Below are 19,462 nucleotides of genomic sequence, written 5' to 3'. Positions count from 1 at the left end.
CTCCCCGCCGACGGCGCGCCGCAACACCGTGTCGCCGGAGCAGAAGCCGATCGGGCCTGCACCGCCCGAACGCGACACACCCCGGCCGGATACGGCAGAACACGACCACAGCAGGCGGCACACCACACACCGTCCGTGGTCCGCGCGCCGCATTCCGGCCGCGGTGGTAGCCGCGGCGATCGTTGTCGCGGCAGGCGCAACACTGATCGACGTCGTGGCCGTACGAGCAGGACGCCAGGCGGCCGATTGGCGCAAGCACCTGGCCGACGAGCTGGCCACCCGTCCGGTGGACGACGTGTGGATGCTCACCGGAGCCGCCGTGGCCGCAGTCGTCGGTATCTGGCTGATCGCCCTGGCACTCAGCCCGGGCCTACGCCACTGGCTTCCCTTGCGCTCGCCTGCCGGATGTCCCGCCCGACTACGGGCTTCACTGAACCGAGACGGTGCCGCTGCATTGCTGCGCGACGCCGCCATGCGGGTCCCCGGCGTCGGCGCAGCCCATGTCCGGGTGCGGCGCCACCGCATCAAAGCCCGCGCGGACGTCCGTTTCCGCGATCCGAAGCACGTCAAGGCCGATCTTGCCGCCGTCCTGAACGAGGAACGCGAGAAGCTCGCCCTCACCCATACCCCCCGCCTCGTCGTACGTGTGCGGCAACGCAACGCTTGAGCGACAACCAGTATCCGGAGCTGCCACCATGACGCCGCGACCCGTACTCAACCGGACGTTGCTGGCCCTCATCGGGCTGGTACTGCTCGGCGGCGGACTGTTGATCATCACCGCCGGGCTCGACCTCTACGCAAGCCACAACCTGGCACCGCCGGCCGGCTGGCCCCTCACCACCCCGGACGACATCCTGCTCAGCTCCGCCGACCGAGTCCGCTGGAGCAGCCAGGGCTGGTGGTGGTGGCCCGCAGTCATCGCCGCACTCGTCCTCATCACCGCGCTCGCCCTGTGGTGGCTACTGGCCCAACTGTCCCGGCGTCACCAGGGCGGGATACCCGTGGGCAGCCCCCCGCAAGAAGGCGTCGAACTGCGCGCCCGCACGCTCAGCGATGTCATTGCCAAGGAGGCCGGCGCACTGCCCGGAGTCCAGCACGCGACTGTCCGCATCACAGGCCGACTTGCCCACCCGCGCGCCCACATCACCCTCTCCCTCACCCCTCAGGGGACACCTGAGGCCGTCCTCCATGCCCTCTGCAAGGGCCCGCTGCGCACCGCCCACCAGTCCGGCTTGCCCCCTCTACCCACTGAGGCCCGCCTGCGCGTCACTCCTCACAAAGCCCGCCGTGCCGAATAGGCCCACCACATCTCGCGGTGTTTGCAGGGGAGACGCTGGGCACTCGCTTAAAAGGTCGTGTCCAGGAGGAGGACGCTGCGCAGCTTCAGAGCCTGCTGGAACCGGCTGCCGGCGCCGTCAGCGTCGGCCCCGAGTCCACCTGTTGACCGGTCAACCTCTCCTTCCAGGTGACTCGGGCCTCGGCCGGTGAGTTCTTGGCCGCCGCGGAAAACAGAGGCCCGCGAGAGCCGTCCGCTCCTTGCAGCGCGGGGTGAACGGCTCGCTACCGCCGTACAAGTGGAGCTTGTGGCGCTGCCGAGCCCATGTCGACGAGCACGGGTGTCGGGGGAGAAGAAATCCAAGGGGTTGCTCATAGGGGCTCTGTTGCTGCCGCGGCACTGGCGCGAGGCACCGTTCAGGGGATCAGAGACGTGACCGCCGAAGCCGCGCGACCTGGCTGGGAGCGGCAGGGCCATACATCGGAAACAGTCGATAGGACGACACGATGAACGGACTGGTATTGGGCCTCGCCGTAGGGGCCGGGTACGTCCTCGGACGCACAAAGAAGATGAAGCTCGCATGCGCCGTGGGCTCGCTGGTCGCCGGAAAGCGGATGCATCTGAGCCCCAAGGGCGTCACGGATCTGATCAGCGAGCAACTGCACAACAATCCGCAGTTCAAGGAGATCGGCGACCAGCTGCGCCAGGACCTGCGCGGAGTGGGCAAGGCAGCCTCCGGCCCGCTGGTCGAGCGGCAGCTCGAGGGCCTTGCAAAGCGGCTGCACGGCCGCACGGACCGCGCGCGTGAGCAGCTCTCCGGTCGCGTACCGGCGACCTCCGATCTGTCCGGCCTCCACGACGAAGAAGAGGAAGCGGGAGAGGAAGAGGGCGCTGGCGAGGCTTCCCAGGGCGAGAAGGCTCCACGTGAGGCGCAGGCGAAGGCTCCGGCCAAGAAGACCTCGGCGACCGCCAGGAAGGCCCCTGCAAAGAAGGGCCCTGCAAAGAAGGCTCCAGCGAGGAAGGCCACCACCACGAAGGGCGGCGCGCGTCGCGCCACCAGCGGGTCGGCCGGCGAAAGGGGGCGGTGACGATGGCAGACGCCGACACATCCGGGAACGGCAAGGCAAAGGGCGGACTGTCCCAGCTCGCCCAGAGCGAAGCGGTCGACCACCTCAAAAAGGAGCTGCAGAGCTACCTGGCGGCGCAAGGCCAGCGGATGCTCGCCGGCGCGGGCCGCAAGCTCGGCGAGACCACCGGCAAACTCACCGACATCGCCGATGGCAAGAGCCCCGGCCTCACCAAGATGGCCCTGGAAGGCGGACGCAAACTTGTCGAAGGCAAGGGGCCGCTGCGCGCCGTCATGGAGACGGGCGCAGGCCAGGCCAAGGAGAAAATCGGCGAAGCCGTCAAGAGCGTCACCGGTGGCAAGAGCAAGAGCAAGGGCAAGGGCCGTGCGGGCAACAAGCCCACCGTCATTCTCGAGTCCATCGATGTCGGTGTGCCGCTGCGCACCGCCTACGACCAGTGGACCCAATACCAGGACTTCAGCACCTTCGCGAAAGGCGTCAAAAGCGCGAGTCGTGCCGACGACACCCATTCCGACTGGCAGGCCAAGGTGTGGTGGTCCAACCGCAGTTGGAAGGCTCAGACTAACGAGCAGGTGCCCGACGACCGCATCTCCTGGACGTCTGAGGGCGCCAAGGGTACGACAAGGGGCGTCGTCTCCTTCCACTGGCTCGCCGAGAATCTGACGCGGATCGAGCTGCTCATCGAGTACTACCCCAGCGGCTTCTTCGAGAAGACCGGCAACATTTGGCGCGCTCAGGGTCGCCGGACTCGCCTGGACCTCAAGAACTTCGTCCGCTTCATCACCCTGAAGGGAGAGGCGGAGGACAGCTGGCGTGGCGAGATCCGCGACGGCGAGGTGGTCCGTACGCACGAGGATGCGATCGCCGAGGAGGAAGAGGAAGAGGAAGAGGAAGAGGAAGAGGAAGAGCCGGAGGGCGAGTACGAGGAAGAGGAGCCCGAGGAAGAGCCCGAGGAAGAGGAACCCGAAGGCGAATACGAGGAGGAGGAGTCCGACGAAGAGGAACCGGAGGGCGAGTACGAGGACGAGGAAGACAACGAGGGCAACGACGAAGAGGAAGAAGAGGAAGAAGGGGAATACGAAGAAGAGGCCGACGAGCGCGACGCCAAGCGATCGCCCGCCCGGAGCCGGCGCTGATGACACCCAGCGGGGCTGCAGCAACGGTGCCACCGGGCGCGGAGGTGTGGGCTTCGAAGTGGCCGACGCAATCTTTGACGGTCGCGTAGCGGGCTGACCGGCAAAATCCGCCCGGCTTGCGACGCCCTGTCCCGCCCGTTTGCTTTCGTCGTCACCGGGCGGGAACGCCACCGACTGCATGCAGTTCATGGCCGTCATGAAGGTAATTCGTGTTTCCCACACGGAACCTCTGCTAGCCCTCATGCCACCAGGGCGATTGCAAAGTCCGATGATCCGGGGTTGATGCTGGTCAGCTGAGTCCGAGGAGGGTCAGCGGTCGCTCGAAGGGTCGGAGGGCCATCTCCCGCAGTCCGGCCGCGATGTTGGTGTGGCCGGCGGCACGGAGCTGGTTGATGGCGAAGCTACGGAGGGCGGCCATGTTCTCTGGGCCGTGTCCGGTACGGATCTTGGAAGCGTCCTCGCGGTAGGTGGTGTCGCGTACAAAGTGGAGCCGGTTTTCGATCACCCACTGTGATCTGACGATCTTCGCGATCCGTTCCGGGGAGGCTTGCCTGCTGCTCAGATCGGTGATGAGGTAGACGGTCTCGCGGCTGCGTTTGGCGGTCGTGACGCTGGTGCGGTGCCGCACGATCTTCGCGACCTGGACGGCGTGCGGAAAGTCCACGCCGAGCTCGGTGACGGTCAGCGCCTGCACCACCCGGGTCTCCAGGCGTCCGTGTCCTGTGGTCCGGTCGTAGAACTTCGCGGTCGCCTCCTGCCAGGGCAGGGTGCGCAACTGCTCGTACAAGCCCTTCTGGTTCTTCTTCACGGTGAACGCGTAGTGGGCCCTCTTGCCCTCCACCAAGAATCGGGCGTGATCACGCTGGGTGTGCAGGGCGTCTGCAGTCACGGTGATGCCGGTCAGGTCGAAGGGTTCCAACAGGGCGGCGAAGCAGGTGATTTCGTTTGTCTTGTCCGGCACTCGCAGCTGGGTGACGGTCTGCCCGCCGCCGGTCATCGCAGCCAGCAGGTGGGCGGCCGGGGTGGTGCCACGGCGCGAGCCGCGGGCGCTCTTGCCGTCCACAGCCAACGTCTCGCTCCCATCCGGCTCGCATCCCAGCAGGTCGGCCAAGCCTCCGGGGCAGGTGTGCAGAATGACCCGGCGGATCGTCGCTCCACTCGGTGCCACCCGCACACCGAGCGCGGTGGCAGTGCGGGCCTCGAGCCGGGTCAGGACGTCCTGCGGCGCGTTCTTGGCCCACTGCCCGATGGCCGCGAAAGACTGTGCTCCGGCGGTCACTGCCGAGCAGGCCACCAGCAGCACCGCCACGAACGGGTGACGCTTCCCGCGCCGCGAGCGGGGATCAGCCAGCGTCTGCAGCCGCAGCGCCAGCGGACCGATCGACCGATGCTGACGGCTGGGCGACTTGGTCAGGCAGACGGTGGCAGACTGGCGGCACATCGAAGCTCCGTTGGGCGAAGGCGACTTGGGAAGGTCACCTCCACAACGGAGCTTCGTTGCGTTGCGTCGCGCACCGTAACCTGCACACTTACAAGATCACTCAGACTTTGAAATCGCCCTGCTCATGCCACGCCCCGTCTGGCCGGCGGGCCGGGAGCGTCCAGGCCGCACCGCGTGAACGGATTTGGTCTGCGAGAAGGCGATGCCTGGCGCGACGTCGACCGCCTGATCCGCAACGCCTACAAAGTGCTGCTGACCCGCGGCTCGGGAGCAATGCTCGGAACCTGTGGATCGGTGCCGGGAGGAACGCGGAGGGCGTACCTTCCCGATGATCCCCTGAAGGTCTCCGAGTAGGCCCGCGTTCGCAGCGCGGGTCGGGAAGGCACGCCCGTGCTGAGCGTAGTGAACGGCGACGGCAGTACCGCGTCCGGCTCCCTGATCGACGAGATCGTCCGCGAGGGCGCCCGCCGGATGCTGGCGGCCGCGCTGGAGGCAGAAGTCAACCAGTACATAGCCTAGTTGGCTGCCGAGACCGACGAGCGCGGACGGCACCTGGTCGTACGCAACGGCCACCACCGGCCCCGGAAGTCGTCACCGCGGCCGGGCCGGTCGAAGTCACCGCGCCGCGCGTCAACGACCGCCGCGTCGACGAGGCCACCGGCGAGCGCGAGCGGTTCTCCTCCAAGATCCTCGCGCCGTGGTGCCGCAAGTCACCGAAGATCTCGGAGGTGCTGCCGCTGCTCTACCTGCACGGACTGTCGTCCGGAGACTTCGTGCCCGCGCTGGAGCAGTTCCTCGGCGGCACGGCCGGACTGTCGGCCGCGACGGTAACCCGGCTGACGAAGCAGTGGAGCGACGACCACGCCGCCTTCCAGGACAGGGACCTGTCCGACCGCGACTTCGTCTACGTATGAACCGACGGGGTCCACCCGAAGGTACGGCTCGGCCAGGCGCACTCGTGCGTGCTGGTCCTCCTCGGCGTCCGCCTGGACGGCACCAAGGAGCTGATCGCGCTGGCTGAGGGGCTGCGGGAGTCCACCGAGTCGTGGGCCGACCTGCTGCGCGACTGTCGCCGCTGCGGTATGCGCGCCCCTGAGCTCGCCATCGGCGACGGTGCGATGGGCCTGTGGAAAGCCCTGATCGAGGTGTTCCCGACTGCTCGGCACGAGCGCTGCTGGGTCCATAAAGCCCGCAATGTGACGAACTGTCTTCCGAAGTCCGCACAGCCGGGCGCGACGAAGGCAATGCAGGAGATCTACAACGCAGAGGACAGGGCCCACGCTGAGAAGGCGATCCAGGCGTTCTCCCGCACTTACGGCACGAAGTGGCCCAAGGCCGTCGCGAAGATCACCGACGACCGGGATGAGCTGCTCGCGTTCTACGATTTCCCGGCCGAGCACTGGGTCCACCTGCGGACCACAAATCCCATCGAGTCGACTTTCTCCACCGTCAGGCTCCGGACTAAGGTCACCCGAGGCGCCGGCAGCCCGGCCGCGGCCCTGGCCATGGTATTCAAGCTCGTCGAATCCGCCCAGGCCCGCTGGCGGGCGATCACCGGAGCCCACCTGGTCCCACTCGTCCGGGCCGGGGCCCGGTTCGAGAACGGCATCCTGGTCGAACGCACCGAGAGCCACGCAGCCTGAGGAAGAATGCCCAGATGACCGTCTCCGACACCTACGGCACGAACTCCTACACGGCCAAGGAGTTGGCCCGCCTGCTCGCCGACCGGCTCGACGTGACCTTCACCGAACGCGAGAGCGACTACCTCGGCGTCTACTTCCTTGCCACCCTCGCCGACACGACCCGCGTCCAGGTCCAGCCGAACGCCCTTCCCGGCGACGACGGGGAAGACGATCTCTACGACGACGAACACCCCGACGTGTCGGTACTCCTGCTCATCACCTCGCCGACCGCCGCCGGGCCTCTCAACGACGAACTCTCGGCGGTCGGAGGACTCACCAGGCTTCGATCAACTCGAAGCTGAGCAACTGCCGATCCACAAGTCTTGACTATTGCTCGCGGCTCGGCACCGTTGTGTACTCCGCCGACCCCAAAAACGAGAGCACCGGTCAGCCGCATTTGATCAGACCGGATAGCCAGCGGTTTCGCCGGTCGCCACCGCGGAAGGCTGCTCGGAACACAGCGTCCAGCAAAGTGGACCCTTCAGTTGGGTGTGCGGAAGGACTCAGATGCTGCGTCGAGAACCCTGGTGCTCAGGTTCTGCTCGAAGGGGAGGAGACCGGCAGGACAGGCGCGGCTGTCGCGTACCGTCGCGGCGCCCGGCCGAGTGATTCCTGTATGCCACTCGGGCTGCGCGCCAAGGGTGCCGCCTGAGGACGGTGGTCTCCCTTCACTACCGTTGTTGGAACGCTGGCGGTTGCTGGTTCCGGCAGCGGTCCTGTCGAGAAGTGTTAAGGAGATGGGCGTCCATGGCCGTTTGTGAGGTCTGCGGCAACGACTACGAGATGTCATTCGAGGTGCACGCCAAGGGAGCTGTCCACACCTTCGACAGCCTCGAGTGCGCCGCCCAACGAATGGCACCGGTCTGCAACAACTGCCAATGCCGCATTCTCGGTCACGGCCTCCAAGCCGACGGGCAGTTCTTCTGCTGCGCGCACTGCGCCCGCCAGCGAGGCAAGGCAGAGCTCGTCGACCACGCCTGACCGAGCGGACTGGCGTTTCTGACCGCCACCTGGACGGAGCACACGGCGGCCCCTGGCATCGAGTACGACCGGGTGCCCGGCCGCCTGCTCATCTACCGGGCCCGGGACGAGAGGTGTCCGACTACGCGCACCTCGGCTGGTGACCCAACTGCCTGACTTATACTGCCGGGCGCCAGGTGATCTGCGATGCCGACGCCGCCCGCCGCCGCAGATGCCGCCGAAGCACTCGCCGCCCGGCAAGATCAACCACTCGGCCGCCGGGCCGCGAATCATCTGCGTCATCGGCTGTGCTCTTCAACGCAGACACCTCCCGCCGACTGGACGCATCGATCGAGGGGCTGACCCTGCACCGCGCTCTGGACGGCTCGCCTCACGAACGTGAACTGACGCGATGGGCCGTCGCCCGCATCACCGCCGCATAGCCGGCGCCCTCGCAGTAGCTCGTGGGGAACGAAACCGGCTATCAGATCGAGATGATGACCGGGCATCAAACAGTCGCCTACGCCCTTTCGGACTCGCTCACCGGCCGAGCCGCGTAGATCTATGAGAGTTCGGCCTGTGCGCGGACAGCAACAGACCCGCTGACGCGGTGCGGCCATCCGCCGCACCGCGTCACAGGGTGGTCCCCGTAGCCTGACCTGGCGCCGTCCGCAGCACCAATGCGAGGAGGCCGCCAGCGGGATCGACAGGTGGCCACCACCGGGGAACCGAAGATGCGGCACTGCGTGCTGGCCGCAACAGGGGACAGTGACGTCTGCTTGAGCAGGCCGTGAACTCTTCCGGAGTCACCTTTCCGATCTTGCGAGCCGCCAGGACAATCGCGCCGTGATCCTTTCCCTGAGAGCTCTGCGCTCCCTGATTCTCGGCTGCCTGCTGACCGCCGGGTCGGTGCTGTCTCCTCACGTTGCCGCGGCTGCCACCACGGCTCAGTCCCACGGGGTACGGTCGCACCACGCGCACCCGACCTATGCGCTCCTGCAGATGAACGTATGTTCCAGCGGGTACGCCGGCTGCTACCCGGGAACCGAGTACCCGAAGATCCTCGACGAGGTGGTGGCCCGCATCGAGGCCAACCACGTCAATGCGGTGACGCTCAACGAGGCGTGCAGCGGCGATGTGGCCGAGATCGCGGCACGAACCGGCTTCCACTACCGCTTCGCCACAGTGATCTACAACGGCGCCCCGTTGTCCTGCAAGTCGCCTGAAGGAAGAGGCTTCTTCGGCAATGCCGTGCTGACCAAGGAGGCGATCCGAGCATCCGAGGACGCGCCGTACTCCGTGTTCAGCGGAGTCGAGCAGCGCCGCTGGCTCTGCGTGACGACAGCCCGCCGCATAGACGTGTGCACCAGCCACCTCTCCACCGACGGTGAGGCCCCCGGCTCCGCCAACTCCACCCAGTGCCTGGAGTTGACCCAGGTGCTCGCCTCCCGTGGCCGGCCCACCATCTTCGCCGGCGACGTCAACCGGCACGCCTCGTGCGCGCCGAAGGGGCACTGGACGCTGACCGACGCGGCCGCGGCCAAGGACCCCGGCATCCAGCACTCCTACGGCAACCTTGTGACGCCGCGGTTGGAGATCGAGGCGACGACGTACACGGACCACGACGCGCTTGTGGTGCGCGTCAGGCTGCCGCACTGACCTTTGCGGTGGGTCCGGGCTGTTGGTCTCGGACCCACCGAGCGGGGCGGCCCGTGTCCAGACCTACGCCTTCGACGTCTCGGAAAACGCCTCTCGCGTCGTGTGTGCCACGCCCGGATCAGTGTCGTGACGGGAGCGGCTGAGCATTCGCCCCTTTTGGATATATTTGCTCTTTATGGAGGTTTTTGGCGGGAACAGTGCGCGGTGGATGAGTAAGGTGCGTCAGGATCCGGTGCTGCTCTCGCCGTTGATCCTGACAGCGTTTATCGCTGTCCTCGAGGGGCTGACTCCGCCCGAAATGCCCATCGCCCGGATGCTTCCGGCCGTCCCCGCGCTTGCGGCGGCGTTGTGGCCGGTCGTACCCACGCTGGTTTTGGGGTTGGTGTGTCTGTCGGGGCTCGCAGCCTACGCTGTCCTGTCCTCGGACCATCCCACTCTGTTCTCCGCAGGAGCTGTCGGTGCGGTGACCGTGGCCGCCGCGTACGCCAGCCATCTGCGTCTGCAGCGTGAGGGCACGCTCACCGAGGTGCGTACCGTGGCCGACGCCACGCAGAAGGTTCTGCTGCGGCTCATCCCGCCACGCGTCGGGCCATTGGAGATCGCCAGCCTGTACCTGACCGCCACCCCGCATGCACGGGTGGGCGGCGACTTCTACGCCCTGGCCGACACCCGGTACGGAATCCGCCTCATCATCGGCGATGTCCGCGGCAAAGGACTGCCCGCCCTCGCCGTCGCCGCGGCCGTACTCGGCTCGTTCCGCGAAGCAGCCTACGAGGCCACCGACCTGACGCAGCTCGCCAAACGTCTGGAGACGACGCTGCTGCGTGACGATGCCGCCGCTCTTGCGCAGGGGGATCCCGCCGAACTCTTCGCCACCGCCGCACTGGTGGAAATCCCCCATGGCGGCAGTCACGTCACGATCTTCAGCTGCGGCCACCCCCCACCCCTGCGCGGGCGGAACGGCAGTATCGCCATCCTCGACACGGACGATCCCGCCCCGCCCCTGAACCTGGGCGGCCTGCTCACCACCCCCTCCCGTCCCCGGCGATTCGCCCTCCAATCCGGTGACCACCTGCTCCTCTACACGGACGGCGTCAGTGAAACGCGCGACGCGGCCGGAGCGTTCTTCCCCCTCGACGCCTGGGCGCAGAAGCAGCTGACCACGCCACCTCGACAGGCTCTGAGCAACCTGCACCAGGCCCTGCTCGACCACAGCGGCGACAACCTCAACGACGACATCGCCGCCATTGCCATTCTCAGGACCTCCTGAGCGGCGGGAAACCTCACACAACCAGAAAGAGCACCCGTGCAGCGCATTCGCCTCGTCCATTCCACCGCCGCCCCCGCCGTGTTTCGACGGGTTCGGTATCGGTGGGTCGGAGCGGGCGGCAGCGGACCTCCAACGAGGCGTTCACGAGCAGTAGGTGCCGCCCGGCTCGCAGCCGCACGCGTCCGTCACGGCCGCGGCGGGCCCGGTGGGGTCGGGGTATGGGCGGTGGGAGCGCCGCAGCTCTTGCCTTGCCAGGCGTCGAGGCCTTCCTTGACCGCGACGGCCGCGATGACGAGGGCGGCGATCGGGTTGGCCCGGGACCATCCGAGGGGCGCGTTCAGTAGCAGGCCGACGAGCAGAACGGCGGACAGGTAGCTGCGCAGCAATCGTCCCCCTCGAGCCGGCGACCGCACTTGCGGAGCCGAGTTCGCGGTCGGCATTGCGCTGAGCGGCGGACAGGGACGGCATGATCGCCAGCGACAGGGCCGCGATGACGATGCTGCGGATCGATCGGTCGGCCTCGCCGGTCTTGGCCACTACGCGGACAGCTCCACAGCGACGTACGTGGCGGGCCAGCGAGACGCTCCGCAGGTCGCGGGTCCCTTGGACGGCGTGGGATCGTTCACACTGATCAGGCCACCAGGGTACGGACGCGTGTGTAAGGCGTTCGAAAGAGGGGACTTGGTGGGGAGGCCGGGTTCAGCGGCCATGGGGCTGGCTTGGCTCAGGCTCCTCTGGTTCAAGCAACGTGCCAGGCGGGGCCGCCGAAGATTTTACGGGAGGCTGCCCTGTTCGCAGACTCGCCGGGCGACCTCGCGGAGCTTGATGTTGCTTTCCTGCGGGCAGCGGCGCAGTACGTCGAAGGCCTGCTCTTCGGTGATGTGGTGGCGGCCCATGAGGATGCCCATGGCCTGGCCGATGGTGTGACGAGTGGCGATGCCCTGTTCCATCTGGGCGTGGGTTCGGGCGCCGGAGAAGGCGACCGCCGCGTGGGAGGCCAGTAGCCAGCCGGCCAGCTCGCTGGTCTCGGTGAATGCACCGGGGTGGTGGGAGTACAGGTTCAGTGCCCCGAGGTCTTCGTCGTCGGTGAACAGCAGGAATCCCGTCATGCTGCCTACGCCGAGTGCGTGAGCCCGCGGGGCGAAGGCGGGCCAGCGTTGCTGCTCGGCGGTGAGGTCGGCGATGCGGAAGACCCGTTCGCCCTGCGAACTGCGGGCGGCGTCGATCGCGTGTCGTGAAAAGTACCGACGGCCACTGCTTTGTGGCAGTCGGGCTGTCCGCCGCCACCAGAGACTCGGCCACTGCAGCAACGCCGGCGCGACGGCCATAGCGTCGACAGCACCTACTACGAGTGACTTCAAGGCGCCGAGTTGGCCGTCACCATGTACAACTATGCAGACTCCAATGGAGGTGGTTTTGGCTGATGAGTCCGTGCCCTCAGCTCGCGCCTACGTGACGGGAATTGGGCGGCGGTAGGTACGCTCGCGCCATTGCTTCGCCTCCGAATCCCATGTGAAGGCGACGCGGTATCCGTTTTCACGTACCGTCGCGGCGATCCAGTAGCCGTCTTGGTCCCAGCGGATCGTCGCGGTCGTGCCGGGGCGCCGATCGGATTCACTGAGCGGTGCATCCGCGGCACACAACTCTGGAAGCTGAGCAAGCGCCTCGGGTTCGACAGCTAGCGGATCGCGTCCTTCGCCTCCAGCCCTCGTTGCTGGTAGCCGACGGACGAGCGGCTACGCAAGCCGACCTCGGTCTCGATCTCGTCGACCGTGGGCGCTTCGCTCTGGTCGGCGGTGGTGTGGCGGATGTAGGCGAGGATGCGTTCCTGCTTATCGATGAGGTACTCGGCCCGGTGATTGGCCATACTTGAATTAAAATATGTGTTCGATTTTTGAAGCAAGCGCCGCCGGCGTGTTTCGACAGGTGGTTGTCTGCACCGGCGAAGGTTCGGCGCCCCGCCCAGCCGCCTAAGGTGGGAATGGTGATGCCTGCGGTGACTGCGGGAAGGGACCGTAGACCCCTGGGAGGACGTCATGGCCCGGGATCGGATGTGGCTGACCGACGTTCTGGGCGCGGCGGAGGATGCAGCGCCGGTGGGGTCTCTCGATGTGGTGGCACAGAGTCTGCGCGACCGGTTCGGGGCGCGGTACGCGTCTTTTCTGTTTCTCGACATCGTCGGCCGGAAGATGGTCAGGGTCAGCGAGGACGCCGATTCCCAGCGAGGGCGCCGCGCAGAGCAGATTCCTCTCGCAGGCGGCGTCTACGACGAAGTCCTGCGCACCCAGAAGCTGGTGCAGGTACCTGATGACGGACGCGGCCACCGGCTGCTTGCGCCCGTCACCAACCGCGGCGACGCCATCGGCGTACTCGAGCTCTTCCTGCCCCATGTGACGCAGGAGGTGCTGGAGCAGGTGGAGGAAGCGGCGCACGCCCTGGCGTACATCCTTGTCACCGACCGCCGCTTCACCGACCTCTACCACTGGGGCCAGCGCACTACCCCAGTGACTTTGGCCGCCGAGATCCAGCGCCAACTTCTGCCTACTGCCCCCTCCTGCGAAGCGGCCGAGTTCGCCCTCGCCGCCACTCTGATCCCCGCCGACAACTGCGCCGGTGACACCTACGACTACACCCTCGACTACGACACCCTGCACCTGTCCATCTCCGACGCCATGGGGCACGACGTCGAGGCCGCCCTCATGGCCACGCTGCTGGTCAACGCCTCCCGCGGCGCCCGCCGCGCCGGAGCCGACCTCGCCGAACAGGCCCGCCAGATCCACCAGGCACTCCTGGACCATGGCCGCAGCACCTTTGCCACAGGGCAGCTGCTGCGCCTCGCGCTGGACGGCACCAGCGCGCAAGTCGTCAACGCCGGCCACCCCTGGCCGCTGCTTTTGCGCGACAGCACAGTTGACGAACTGCGCGTCGCTGTCAGCCTGCCTTTCGGGATCGCGTCGCCTGTTCCGTATCGCGTGCAAGAGATCGATCTGCAGCCCGGCGACCGCCTGGTCCTGTACACCGACGGCATGCAGGAACGGCAGGCGGAAGCGGTCGACCTGCGCGGCCTTATCCACGACACGGCCGCGGATCACCCCCGCGAGGTCGTACGCACCATGACCTCCGCAGTCACTGAGGCCTGCGACGAGCACCTTGCTGATGACGCCACCATCATCTGTCTGGACTGGCATGGCCCCCGGACCCGAGGGCGCCATGCAAGCGCTGGAGCCGACACCGGATGCCTTGCGGCCCACGGCAGCGCCTAGAACTCGATACCCGACCTACCCCGCGGTCAGGACAGGCCGCCCTTCTCGCAGATCTGCCGCGCGACCTCGCGCAGCTTGATGTTCTTCTCCTGGGAGTAGCGGCGCAGTACATCAAACGCCTGGTTTTCGGTGAGGTGGTGGCCGCCCATGAGGATGCCCATGGCCTCGCCGATCTGGTGGCGGGTGGCCACCGCCTGTTCCATCTGCGCATGGGCGCGAGCGCTGGACAGGGCAACCGCCGCGTGCGAAGCCAGCAGCCAGCCGGCCATCTCGCTGACCGTGTTGAATGCCCCGGGCCGGTTGGAGTAGAAGTTCAGCGCGCGGCGTGTGCATCGGCCTGCTCAAGGTGAGCGAACTTGCCCTGAAGGTCTTTGAGCTGCTCATCGGTGCGGGGTTCCGGCTCCGGGACGGTGTAGGAGAACTCGTTCGCGTGAGACACGGTGCCTCCACGGTGAGGGGGCGGTCGGCCTTCATGGTTTGGGTGTCCACAGTGCGAATCGAGTACCCGCACACGGCTTCCTTCTCACGGTCACACCGGAAGCCGGGTAAAGGCAGCAGTGGAGCGGTCCCGTCGCTCTTCCGCCACCCTGGACGCAGATCGCCCCCCGCACGGCGTGGCTCGTGTGGGGGGCGCGGTGCGTTGCGCGGGCATCGAGGGCGTAGCCGACGGGCAGCGACACCAGCCGCCGTCGGGCTACGCTCGGCGCAACCGGCGGTCTGGGAGCCCCGATCGGCTGGGGCACCTTCCACCACTTCAAGCCTGACGCCGCCGGTGTTCCACCGCATCTCGACCACACGAGCGCGCCTCCCACCGTGGCGGTGCTGCGCCCCGCCGGGCGGGAGGCGCGCTCTGCCTCGACTTCCAACAGCCAGGGCTGGGAGGGCCCGGCGAGCCTCTGCCGGCTTCCGCAATCTTGCACAGGTAGTAGTTTTGGCCGCGGCCGCCGTGCCCGAGGGTGCCGGGCGTCAGTGCACGGGCCGCGCACCTACTACGAGTGGCCCCAAGGCGCCGAGTTGGCCGTCACCACGTCCAACTGCGCAGACATCAACGTGAAGCCGAACAGCAGCGAATGCGTGCGCGCCTGCTTCTCCGCCCTCGGGCACGGGTGGCTGGTAGTGCAACGCTTACCGATCTATTGCTGCCGGCACCTGGGGGCTGGCAGCCACCGACGTCAAAAATTGCACGTCCTTCTACGTGCAATTCAAGAGCACCATTAGCGGACTCATCGCAGCTGACGACGCGCGTCCACATATCGCGGGCCTCCGGCGCCCGTTCGCCCCGGAGGCCCTCCCCGTATCTGCCTCGCAGACTTCAAAGCACGAGTCGCAGCGAGGTCAGTAGGCGACGAGCCCGTGGGTGGGGCGGTCGAACTGCAGGTAGAAGGCGGTGCCGTTGAGAACGCCGGTTGCGGCCGTGCCCCAGGTCCCGCCGGTGATCCACGTGGCTTTGTTGCAGTAGAAATTTGCCCCGAGGAAGCACGTCTGGACCCACATGCCGCTGGTGGGCTTGACGTTGATGTCGGCGCAGTTGGACGTCGTGGTGGCGTAGTTCGCGCCCTGAGGCCATTGGTCGGCCGAGTCCGTGCTGAAGCTCTTGGCGCTGCCGTAGCAACTCGTTGCGACGGCCGGTGCCTGGTGGCTGGGTGCCGCCGCGACCGCGTTCGGCCCTGCCAGCAGGAATCCGACAGATGCCGTAACCGCGGCGATCGTAGCGATTCGTTTCACGGGACTTGCCCTCCTCAGTTCGTGTGTCCTCACTCGGAAGTGCTGGTCTGAGCAGCGACAGTCGACGATCTCGTTGATCGTGTCGTTGTCTTCGAAGGCCCAGAACCAGCTGTCACAGTTCGTTCGGTCCGAGCCCGCAGGCCGATCGTCGGGCTGCGTGACGCCCCCCGGCGCCTCCCCGTCCAACTGCGATGCCGATGCCGCCTCAACAGGGCGGACAGCTCATGCTGTGCTGCGTGCGGGGGAGTGGCCGAGGCCGCCCCTGACCGTGTCTGGTACGGCGCTGGTTGTGGGCCCCAGCGCAACGAGCGTGTGGCGCAAGCGTCTGGTCAATCTCTCCCCCTGTATTGAGGCAGCCCGGCCGGCCGGCCGCATGTGCCGGGACCAGGACCCCTCGAAGCGGTACGGCCTGAGAGAGCTTCTCGAAGCGGCTGTGCCGATCGCCATATCTATCGGGCGTCTCGCGATGTCTCGGGACATCCCTGCCCGCGACGTGCGACGACGTGTACGGGGACGGCATTCCGGGAAATCTCGCGGCGCCGTCGGGGTGTGACGTCGGTGGCCGGATTCGTGTGGCGGGGCACGGCTTTGGGGCTGGAGGGGGTCGCAGATAAGGCCCGGCATCCAGGAGACTCGTGCTCAGGGGGATGTCATGAGATGGAGAGAGCTGCCCGAGACCTTGGACCCCAACGGCCGACGACTCGTACAGGAGCTGCGGCGGTTGAAGGACCACAGCGGTCTCACCCTGCAGATGCTCCAGGCAAAGACGCCTTTCAGCGGCTCGTCGTGGGAGCGGTATCTCAACGGCAAGACACTGCCACCCGCGGCGGCGGTCGAAGCCCTCGCTGGTCTGACCGATGCCGACGCCTCACCGCTGCAGGCCCTGCAACACGCAGCACAGGAATCCAGCGCCGCGAGGGAACGCCCCCACCGTGATCGTGCCGCGCCGACGGCACCCCGACAGACTCCCGCCCCCAGCCCTCTTACCGCCTCTTGCGTCAGCCCGGGCAAAGGCCGAGAGCACCACCAGGAGCAGGAGAAGGTACACGGGGTAGCCCTGTCCCTTGTCGGAGGCATCCTGTTGCTCTCCGCCGCCCTTTCCGGGTGGCTGATCGCCGACCGCCCCAACGCTGCCGGCCAGACCTCGGACAGCACCACCCAAGTGGGCAGATACAGCTGTGCCTACGTCCGGCACGGAGACCTCATGCTCGCCGGCAACAGCACCACCAACTCCGACCTCGTCGCCTTGAACAGCACAGGCCCGGACGTGGCGGAAGTCCAATGCCTCCTGCGACGCCATCACCTGTCGCCGGGCGACGTGGACGGCTACTTCGGTAAGCGGACGGAAGCACAGGTGAAGACCCTGCAGCAACAGGACCACGTCTCCCCGGACGGAATCATCGGTGAGCAGACGTGGTCCTTGCTGCGCCACGTGCAGTGATCGCCTACCGCGGCGAGTAAGGAGAACCCGAGCGATGAGGTACTTACCCGGGAGACCCCACTGGCGGACGGTGCCGCGGAACTTGCCCCCCGCGTACCGGGACCTGGTCAGCGAACTGCGCCAACTCAAGGATCACAGCCGTCTGAGTCTGACGGAGCTGGGACGGACGACCGCCATCAGCAAGTCGTCCTGGGAGCGCTATCTCAACGCCAAACAGTTCCCTCCCCGGCACGCCGTACAGGCCCTGTGCCGGGCGGCACAGTTCAGCGAGGAAGCCGTACTGCCTCGATGGGAACTTGCGGACGAGGCATGGAACCGACGCGGGCACACCACGTCCCCACCCGGACCCACCCCGGACCAGACCACCGCTCACCGTGACGCAGGCGGCGACAACACGGACCCCGAAGCCACCCGCAACTTCATGCATCGAACGCTGCTCGCTGCTTCCACTCTGATCACCACACGGCCTTGGGCCACCACGGCGGGAGTCATCCTCCTGTGTACGGCTATGCTCGCACCGGCCGCTATCATCCACGCCTCCTATAAAACCGGCCCGGCCGCCACGCGCCCGCCCATCTGCCGACTGCGGTCCTGCGAGGGCCGCGATCCGCTCACCACAGCATGCGAAGATCCAGTAACGGTGGGTTCGCGCACGGCGGCCGACGGCACCCGGCTGGAAATCCGCCTCAGTCCAAGCTGCCAGGCCGGATGGGTACGCAGCTGGCCCACACACGGTGGATTCCGTATCGAGGTCATCAGCTCTGACGGACATGCTCAGGCCGCCACCACCCCGACTGCCCTGCCGACGGCCGCAGAGATGGTCACCACCACCATGATCGCCACTGCGCACGCCACGAGGCTTCGGTGCTGTTACTACCCCTTGGCCGGCCGACCCGGCCGGGAGTGCTTCAATGCGGGTTCCTGAGCTTGACTCCGTCGGTGACCTTCGGCGCTCTGCCGTGTCATGGGACCTGCCGGGGAAGCTCCGCATTTGCCGAACCGGCCTGGTCAACCCGGCGCTTGGAAGGGCCGCAAACGGTTGACGACGAGCCCCGCAGTCTACGCCCGTGTCACAACGCCAGGTGTGCTGTCCCGGGACGAACGTGCGTCTCGGGGTACGGGCAGAGGCCCGAAGCCGGGTGGGGTTCGGGCCTCTACCGCGTCACGTTCCGCAGGGGACGGATTGGAATGCGCGATGCCGTGTTCAACGGCTTCCCCGCGAGTTGGTGACGGGCAGGGCTGTCGGTGGCGGCTGCAACCCTGTTGAGCATGGATGAGCTGGAGTTCATGCGGGGTCGCGTCTACGGGGCCGACCACGAGGACGCCGGGCCACGGCACGGGCGTGTGTACGCGGAGTTGGTCGCGGGCCCGCTGGACGGTCTGCTCTTGGATGTCACGGGCTGGTCTGCGCATGATCGGACTGAAGGTGTCGCGTTGCGCACGGAGATAGGGCGGTACGGTCCGGGTGGTCGTGCCCTGTATGCACCCAGGCAGGCGGATGGGTGTGTATTCGACTGGTGCGGAGACGTTCCTTGAAGATGACCGTGGCGCAGGCGTCGAGGCGGGCCTCGTGGGTGCGGTGAAAGCCGCATCAAGGCCTGCCGATTGTGGTGCGGAAATCGATGACGCCGTTCGGAGTCGTGATGAGTGACCCTCTGGGCAACCGCCTGGCGCCCGCCCTCGGCATCCTGACTGACGTGGACGCGGCGCCTGCATCTCAGCGGGATGGGGCTGACGCGCCGGGTGCGACCTTGCGGCTACAGGCTGCTCGTGTCCACGTCGATTCCGACGCGAGAGGGCTGGGTTTCGGCTCCGCCTGCCGCAGTGCCTTCAGCTCAATCAGGCCGGCACCCGCCTTCACGACGGCCGACTCGCCCCGCCTGAACCCGTCCTGCCGCCGTCCCAGGGGGCGTCAGCGACGCGTGTAGGGGACCACGAGCACCGCCGAGGCGAAGGCTCGCCGCTTGATCTCCTGCAGGGTACGTGCAGGTGGCGTGCTGCCGCCGAAGGAGGCCGGAATCGGTTCGTGGATTGCGTACAGCGTCAGTTGGTATCTGTGGGTTTTGCCGTGGGGCGGGCACGGTCCGTCGTAGGTGGCTTCCCCGAAGTCGTTGAGCGCCTCACGGGCGCCTGGGAGAAGGTGGTGGGCTCTGATTCCGGGGGTAGCTGGGGTAATTCCGAGCTGGAGCCAGTGAATCTTGTGGGTATCGAGGTCGATCATGGTCAGGGCGAGTTCCCGTGTTCCGGTCGGCACGTTCGCGAAGTTCAGAGCTGGCGAGTGATCCCTTGGATCGTCGCAGGTCATGAGCGAGGTGAATGCTCCGGCGCGGTCGAATCCTTGTCCCCGCGTGAGGGTGAGGGGCCCGGCCGGCACAGTGGCGGTGCGTGTGGTGGCCGTGGAGGGCGTGCGGGCGCCGGGGGTGGGCTCTGATGTGCCGGAGCAGGAAGCGCACGCCAGCAGTGCTGTCGTGGCCGCGACGGTTGCCAGGGTCGGGTGTCCTCGCATGCGGCCCACTGTAAG

General features: G+C 67.1%; 18 protein-coding genes and 4 pseudogenes. 14 read left to right on the top strand and 8 right to left on the bottom strand.

Annotated features, from left to right (window positions below):
* The first annotated feature begins 214 nt into the window (after positions 1-214).
* The 4 genes from RCR19_RS00195 to RCR19_RS00180 all read left to right on the top strand — a co-directional run bounded on the left by RCR19_RS00195 (position 215) and on the right by RCR19_RS00180 (position 3,500).
* The gene (locus tag RCR19_RS00195; RefSeq protein ID WP_331263115.1) at positions 215-667 is read left to right on the top strand and encodes a DUF6286 domain-containing protein; all 453 of its coding nucleotides are present in this window, start codon (positions 215-217) and stop codon (positions 665-667) included.
* Positions 668-695: 28 nt separating this feature from the next.
* Complete coding sequence (locus RCR19_RS00190) at positions 696-1,298, top strand: alkaline shock response membrane anchor protein AmaP (RefSeq protein ID WP_331263114.1); 603 nt, start codon at positions 696-698, stop codon at positions 1,296-1,298.
* A gap of 484 nt (positions 1,299-1,782) precedes the next feature.
* Positions 1,783-2,364, top strand: coding sequence for a DNA primase (locus tag RCR19_RS00185; RefSeq protein WP_331263113.1), 582 nt, complete (start codon positions 1,783-1,785; stop codon positions 2,362-2,364).
* Positions 2,365-2,366: 2 nt separating this feature from the next.
* On the top strand, positions 2,367-3,500 hold the full coding sequence (locus tag RCR19_RS00180) for an SRPBCC family protein (protein WP_331263112.1): 1,134 nt from the start codon (positions 2,367-2,369) through the stop codon (positions 3,498-3,500).
* Between the two features lie 289 nt (positions 3,501-3,789).
* Here the strand turns inward: RCR19_RS00180 and RCR19_RS00175 are convergent, their stop codons facing one another.
* Positions 3,790-4,941 (bottom strand): ISAs1 family transposase, encoded by a 1,152-nt coding sequence (locus RCR19_RS00175; protein ID WP_331263111.1) that lies wholly within the window; start codon positions 4,939-4,941, stop codon positions 3,790-3,792.
* Positions 4,942-5,331: 390 nt separating this feature from the next.
* On the opposite strand from RCR19_RS00175, the pseudogene RCR19_RS00170 reads away from it, so the two are divergent.
* From RCR19_RS00170 to RCR19_RS00145, 6 genes and pseudogenes are all read left to right on the top strand, one after another.
* Positions 5,332-6,584, top strand: a pseudogene (locus RCR19_RS00170) (IS256 family transposase).
* A 14-nt stretch (positions 6,585-6,598) separates the two neighbouring features.
* Positions 6,599-6,925, top strand: a complete 327-nt coding sequence (locus RCR19_RS00165; RefSeq protein WP_331263110.1) for a hypothetical protein — start codon at positions 6,599-6,601, stop codon at positions 6,923-6,925.
* Between the two features lie 445 nt (positions 6,926-7,370).
* Entirely contained in the window at positions 7,371-7,604 is a 234-nt protein-coding gene (locus RCR19_RS00160; protein WP_331263109.1) for a hypothetical protein, read from the top strand.
* Between the two features lie 293 nt (positions 7,605-7,897).
* Positions 7,898-8,026: pseudogene (locus RCR19_RS00155) on the top strand (TetR family transcriptional regulator); the annotation flags it as partial.
* Positions 8,027-8,429: 403 nt separating this feature from the next.
* A complete protein-coding gene (locus tag RCR19_RS00150) occupies positions 8,430-9,242 on the top strand; it encodes an endonuclease/exonuclease/phosphatase family protein (protein WP_331263108.1) in 813 nt (270 codons plus the stop codon).
* Between the two features lie 208 nt (positions 9,243-9,450).
* The gene (locus RCR19_RS00145; RefSeq protein WP_331263107.1) at positions 9,451-10,512 is read left to right on the top strand and encodes a PP2C family protein-serine/threonine phosphatase; all 1,062 of its coding nucleotides are present in this window, start codon (positions 9,451-9,453) and stop codon (positions 10,510-10,512) included.
* 224 nt (positions 10,513-10,736) lie between these two features.
* Here RCR19_RS00145 and RCR19_RS00140 read toward each other — a convergent pair.
* From RCR19_RS00140 to RCR19_RS00130, 3 genes and pseudogenes are all read right to left on the bottom strand, one after another.
* Positions 10,737-11,091, bottom strand: a pseudogene (locus RCR19_RS00140) (cation transporter); the annotation flags it as partial.
* Positions 11,092-11,285: 194 nt separating this feature from the next.
* Positions 11,286-11,840, bottom strand: a complete 555-nt coding sequence (locus RCR19_RS00135; RefSeq protein ID WP_331263106.1) for a GAF and ANTAR domain-containing protein — start codon at positions 11,838-11,840, stop codon at positions 11,286-11,288.
* A gap of 350 nt (positions 11,841-12,190) precedes the next feature.
* A complete protein-coding gene (locus RCR19_RS00130) occupies positions 12,191-12,379 on the bottom strand; it encodes a hypothetical protein (protein WP_331263105.1) in 189 nt (62 codons plus the stop codon).
* A gap of 169 nt (positions 12,380-12,548) precedes the next feature.
* Between RCR19_RS00130 and RCR19_RS00125 the strand changes: the two genes are divergently transcribed.
* The gene (locus tag RCR19_RS00125) at positions 12,549-13,775 is read left to right on the top strand and encodes a PP2C family protein-serine/threonine phosphatase (RefSeq protein WP_331263104.1); all 1,227 of its coding nucleotides are present in this window, start codon (positions 12,549-12,551) and stop codon (positions 13,773-13,775) included.
* A 26-nt stretch (positions 13,776-13,801) separates the two neighbouring features.
* Here the strand turns inward: RCR19_RS00125 and RCR19_RS00120 are convergent.
* The 3 genes and pseudogenes from RCR19_RS00120 to RCR19_RS00110 form a co-directional block, all read right to left on the bottom strand.
* Positions 13,802-14,095, bottom strand: a pseudogene (locus RCR19_RS00120) (ANTAR domain-containing protein); the annotation flags it as partial.
* Positions 14,089-14,214 carry a hypothetical protein gene (locus RCR19_RS00115; RefSeq protein ID WP_331263103.1) on the bottom strand — a complete coding sequence of 42 codons (126 nt, stop codon included), beginning with the start codon at positions 14,212-14,214 and terminating at the stop codon, positions 14,089-14,091. The gene RCR19_RS00115 and the pseudogene RCR19_RS00120, both read right to left, overlap by 7 nt.
* A gap of 896 nt (positions 14,215-15,110) precedes the next feature.
* A complete protein-coding gene (locus tag RCR19_RS00110; protein ID WP_331263102.1) occupies positions 15,111-15,500 on the bottom strand; it encodes a hypothetical protein in 390 nt (129 codons plus the stop codon).
* Positions 15,501-16,152: 652 nt separating this feature from the next.
* Between RCR19_RS00110 and RCR19_RS00105 the strand changes: the two genes are divergently transcribed.
* From RCR19_RS00105 to RCR19_RS00095, 3 genes are all read left to right on the top strand, one after another.
* Entirely contained in the window at positions 16,153-16,941 is a 789-nt protein-coding gene (locus tag RCR19_RS00105) for a peptidoglycan-binding protein (protein ID WP_331263101.1), read from the top strand.
* 34 nt (positions 16,942-16,975) lie between these two features.
* Positions 16,976-17,866 (top strand): helix-turn-helix domain-containing protein, encoded by an 891-nt coding sequence (locus RCR19_RS00100; protein WP_331263100.1) that lies wholly within the window; start codon positions 16,976-16,978, stop codon positions 17,864-17,866.
* Between the two features lie 344 nt (positions 17,867-18,210).
* Positions 18,211-18,477, top strand: coding sequence for a hypothetical protein (locus RCR19_RS00095; RefSeq protein WP_331263099.1), 267 nt, complete (start codon positions 18,211-18,213; stop codon positions 18,475-18,477).
* A gap of 376 nt (positions 18,478-18,853) precedes the next feature.
* On the opposite strand, the gene RCR19_RS00090 is transcribed toward RCR19_RS00095, so the two are convergent.
* Positions 18,854-19,447 (bottom strand): YbhB/YbcL family Raf kinase inhibitor-like protein, encoded by a 594-nt coding sequence (locus RCR19_RS00090; RefSeq protein ID WP_331263098.1) that lies wholly within the window; start codon positions 19,445-19,447, stop codon positions 18,854-18,856.
* Positions 19,448-19,462: the final 15 nt, after the last annotated feature.

The sequence above is a fragment of the Streptomyces sp. WAC07094 genome, assembly GCF_036320405.1.
Classification (GTDB): Bacteria; Actinomycetota; Actinomycetes; order Streptomycetales; family Streptomycetaceae; genus Streptomyces; species Streptomyces lannensis.
The sequence above is the reverse complement of the archived record's forward strand: the minus strand, read 5'-3'. Positions and strand labels throughout refer to the sequence as shown.